The organism is Globicatella sanguinis NBRC 15551, assembly GCF_001552295.1.
Lineage (GTDB): Bacteria > Bacillota > Bacilli > Lactobacillales > Aerococcaceae > Globicatella > Globicatella sanguinis.
Genome location: NZ_BCQX01000147.1, coordinates 1 through 4,640, shown reverse-complemented (window position 1 = coordinate 4,640; position 4,640 = coordinate 1). Strand labels below are relative to the sequence as shown.

The 4,640-nt window shown below is 34.2% G+C and carries 4 protein-coding genes; all 4 read right to left on the bottom strand.

Annotated features, from left to right (window positions below; all coding sequences use genetic code 11):
* Positions 1-668: 668 nt before the first annotated feature.
* The gene (locus GSA01S_RS09400) at positions 669-1,598 is read right to left on the bottom strand and encodes a polyprenyl synthetase family protein (RefSeq protein ID WP_066126918.1); all 930 of its coding nucleotides are present in this window, start codon (positions 1,596-1,598) and stop codon (positions 669-671) included.
* Between the two features lie 68 nt (positions 1,599-1,666).
* On the bottom strand, positions 1,667-3,571 hold the full coding sequence (locus GSA01S_RS09395; protein WP_066126916.1) for an FAD-dependent oxidoreductase: 1,905 nt from the start codon (positions 3,569-3,571) through the stop codon (positions 1,667-1,669).
* Positions 3,572-3,747: 176 nt separating this feature from the next.
* Positions 3,748-4,278 carry a Gx transporter family protein gene (locus tag GSA01S_RS09390; protein ID WP_066126920.1) on the bottom strand — a complete coding sequence of 177 codons (531 nt, stop codon included), beginning with the start codon at positions 4,276-4,278 and terminating at the stop codon, positions 3,748-3,750.
* A gap of 102 nt (positions 4,279-4,380) precedes the next feature.
* Positions 4,381-4,640, bottom strand: a 260-nt coding sequence (locus GSA01S_RS11010) for a hypothetical protein (RefSeq protein ID WP_217994646.1), incomplete at its 5' end; no start/stop codon positions are given.

The following is a 4,640-nucleotide window of genomic DNA, read 5'->3' as shown; positions in this document are numbered from 1 at the left end:
ACTGCTTCAGTTGTTTCAGCAACTGTTGTTTCTTCTACAGCTGCAGTTGTTTCAGCAACTGTTGTTTCTTCTGTAGTTTCATTTGAACCACATGCTGTTAATAAGAAAACAGAACCTAATAATAAAGAGCTCTTAAGTAATAACTTTTTCATTTCCATATAATCATTCCCTCTTTCTTTTTTTGCGTTCTATTTGAAACCGCATCATAATTATACAATAAAGCAGAATTTATGTCTAATATAACACCATTTTTGAACTATATTAAAAATAAAAAACGATCTGAAACTAACCTTCACTTAGTAAAGTTACTAAAAACATGTGACTTTATTACGATTTTAAACTTTTTATCTGCTTATGATAAAATTTAAATCTAACAACTAAACTGAGACTAAATTTAGTCTGGTGATGGACAAAAAGTTGGATGCGATTGCCAATCTTCAACTAAAACGCTATATAAAAAAAAGGAATGGACAAGGGAGTGGGCAGACGAAGTGAAAATCAACTGATTTTCTACTTCTTGCCCACTCCCATGTGGCACTCCCTTACATACTTGAATAGCTATCAAACTACTTTTAAAATATAATTTAATTTAGATTAACCATTGATTGATAGAATAGGGGCAAAAACTTGACTGAATTTATCAAGTTTCCACCCACCCCTATTATATTTTAGTAATCTAATTTTCGTAATAACTCTTTAATCTTAGTTGGATTAATATTGACTAACTCAAAATAATGCCAACTCTTATTTAAATAACTTGTGATAACTGCCTCAACTGAATCAAATATTTGATACTCTTTCATTAATCGGGGTAATTCTTCATATTCCAAGTCACTAATATTATCTACTTGCTCTTTTAACATTAGATATGGCGCCGTATAAATTCCATTTTGTACATCTTGTAATCTAGGCTTACCACTGATTGTTGAATCTTGATGGTAATCTATTAAATCGTCATTTAATTGAAAGGCCATCCCAATCATTTGACCGGCATAATAAAGGCGTTTCAGATCACGTCTTGGTAACTCTGCTTTAATCCCAGCTATCATCACCGCTAAGCCAAATAAAGTGGCGGTCTTGCCTTTAATCTGTCTTAAATAATCATGAATCGTCATGTCATCTCGATTTTGATTCATTAACTGACGTAACTCCCCAATTAAAATATGCTCAATCACTTTATTATCGATCATATTGCGATTAATCTTTAAATTGGATTCAACAAGCAATCGACTAGAAAGAGATAATAAATAATCTCCAGCATAAATAGCAATTTTATTTGAAAAATCCTTTTGGATAACGGTTACACCACGGCGAGTATCCGCTTTATCAATCACATCGTCATGTATTAAGGTTGATAAATGCATTAATTCAAGTCCCGCCGCAGCTGAAATAACGTCGTGATCGATTGGTAAACCTAAATTATCGGCAACCATAATCGTTAACCCTGATCTTAAATATTTTCCAGGGGCGTCTATATACTCCAAAATTTTATTATTAACTTCAACCATTGGCACTTTTATTGAATTCTTCATCAATTTTTTCACATCATAAAGTGCTTTTTCAATCGTTGGATATGATTCCCATATTTTATGAACCACACTGTTTACTCCATTTCTAAAAAAAGTTGAAAAGCGAGATTACTCTCTACTTCTCAACTTTAACATAATTATTTAAATTTATCATTATAAATATGATTTGGTTTACCATAGAGCCATTTATCAAAGAGTTTACCTAACCATGGCATTACCCAGTAATCTAAACCAAATGCATGTCCTGAACCATTCATTAAAGCAATGGCAACCGGAACGAACCACATGTTAACCCAGTAGAACATACCTGATAAACAGAACATTGCCACTAAAACAACCGTTCCTGCACTTACTAACCAAGTGAATAATCCAGCGATTAATGCTAAACCAATTAATAACTCCACTACTGACATAAATTTTTGCATAAATAAAGCAACTTCTAGATTTGGCATCATAAATTTCATGATAGAAGCAAACCAATCAGGCATTTTATCAAATACTAACATTGGTTCTTCACCATAAGCATAGTTTAAGCTAAATACTGCTTGAGAAGCATCAGCTGCTGTTGCCGCCACATCAGACGCTGCAGAAGTTGCGTCGGCCGCTTCAGATGCACCAGATGCTACATCAGCAACTTGTAACCATTCAAACGGGAATACTGTTGTATCTCCAAACCAACTATTTGCACCGAACAATCCAAATACTTTCTTCAAGCCTTCAATTAACCACATTGAACCATAGAAAATTCGTAATGGAATCATCCATAAGTTATTACCTTTTGAAGACAAGAATCCACCAAAGATATTACGACGATCCTTAATATCAAAGAACTCATGTTGAGTATAAGTTACCATATTATATAAACTTCTAATATCGAAGAAGTATTTAATATTGATGATATGTTTTAATAACATAGCGAAGAATCCGCTCATATGGTACCTATTATACAAGTAAGCCACACCATATTTAGAACCGATTGATACCATGAATCCATCATATTTTCCTTTGTACTCATGTTTTTCGCCACCATTAATAGCAGCTATCACATTTAAGGCAGCAATATGTCCAGTTTGTTCAGCTGCTTGGACAATTTGCGGTACTGGTTGGTTATCTTTATCTGCTTCTTCATAATAAACTAAGTCACCTACAACATACACATTTTCATGGTCTTTAGCTTCCATATATTGGTTAGCTACTAAACGACCTGCACGTGCTTTTTCAATACCAAATTCAGCTGTTTCTGTGTTTGCTTGCACACCAGCAGCCCAAATCGTTGTATAAGTTGGGATTGTTTTACCACTCGTCAATGCAACATGATCATTAGCTACTTTAACGACGCCATCGCCCAATGTTGTCTTTACTCCAACTTTTTGTAAATATTTCATGGCTTTGTCTTGTTCAACTTTTGTTACCATATTTAAAATATTTGGAGTCACATCTAATAAATGAATTGAGAATTCTTCTTGGTTTAACTTATAGTCATGTGCTAAACGAGGAACCCAATCCACTAATTCTCCGACCATTTCAACACCGGTAAAACCGGCACCACAAACTAAGAAAGATAATAAGGCACGACGTTTTACTTCATCATGTTCTCTCGCTGCACGATAACAAGCATTTAAAATATGCGCGCGAATTCGCTCTGCCGCTTCAATTGACCATAAAGTGAAACCGTGTTCTTCAACACCTTCAATACCATAAGTGTTAGCTTCCCCACCCATAGCAAGGATTAAATAATCATATTTGTAAGTGTGTTGTTCACCGAATACTTCTTTCGTGTCATAATTCACAGATTTAATGGTATCTGTTACTAAATCAACTTTTTTATACTTTTTGAATAAACGACGTAAGTCATACTTAATTGCATCGGGTTCTACTCTTCCACCTGCAACCTCGTGTAATTCAGTCATATAAGTTAAAAAAGAATGCTTATCAATTAAGGTAATGTTAATCGTCTCATCTTTTTTAAACGTTTTGCCTAATTGTTGAGCGGCAGCTACCCCGGCATATCCAGCACCAACAATGACAATCTCTTTAGCCATTATTCTACTTCCTCCTAAAATTAATACACAAAATAATTCCTTGATAATTATAGCACAAACAAAATAGCGATTCAATCTGTTTTGAAGTTTTTTTCACATACTTATTCAAATACTTTTTATTTTAATATGTTTTTGAATAAAAAAAGTAATGATATCTCAGGCTTGATATCATCACTTTATTCGTTTATTGTTAACCAATTAATTTGTGATTTAGCTTGCATTAAATCATCATGATAAACACGTAAGACGGAGATTTTGTGCAAAAGTAAATTACCGGCAAAACCAACCGCAAAACCAGCTAGAATACCGCTAATAGATAAGATCGGAAGATAATTTAAAACTGCCCAAGATTGTGCAAGAATTGCTGCCATGCCTAATTGCCCCACATTATGAGCAATCCCACCCATGACCGATATTCCAACAATACTCACTCTTTTAGGCCCTAAATACTGAATTAAAATCATCACAAGGTAGCTCAACACGCCACCAGCAGCACTATACATGAAAGTAGATAACGTTCCGCCTAATAAAGTAGTTAATAAAATTCTAATAGCCACAACTTGAAAACTATATTTTTTAGGTAAGGTAAAAATAGCAATAATCGTAATCAAATTGGCTAATCCTAATTTTGCTCCGGGAGCAAAAGCGAATGGTGATGGAATAAAGCGTTCAATTAGACCAATTACCACCCCTTGTGCTGCTAACATCGCAATATATACTAATAGATGATACTGACCTCTTTTCAAACTCGATTCCCCTTTTTGCTTACTTATCCAACAGAAATAATTGTCTCTAACTGAATTTGATACTTATTGGTTAGGCTTAATATAGATACCCTTGAGATTGTTCAAACTCTCTTTGACTATTTGGGCTTTGACTTCAACCTCTAATTCCTTGACAGTTGGAGTCACTATCAAGAAATCATCTCTTAAATTTTTTCCCATTTTCCTCTTCCTTTCCGCCACAATTCGGAAATCTGTTTTAACTAGTCCAAAAGTCAGTTCGGAAAAGGTTCGATGACCTAATTTCATGGGTTTCATAAAAAGCATGAGGCTGGACATAAACTTAA

Bases quoted from the DNA above. Each gene is read 5' to 3' on its own strand.
- GSA01S_RS09390 (WP_066126920.1), bottom strand. From the start codon at position 4,278: ATGTTAGCAGCACAAGGGGTGGTAATTGGTCTAATTGAACGCTTTATT.
- GSA01S_RS09395 (WP_066126916.1), bottom strand. From the start codon at position 3,571: ATGGCTAAAGAGATTGTCATTGTTGGTGCTGGATATGCCGGGGTAGCT.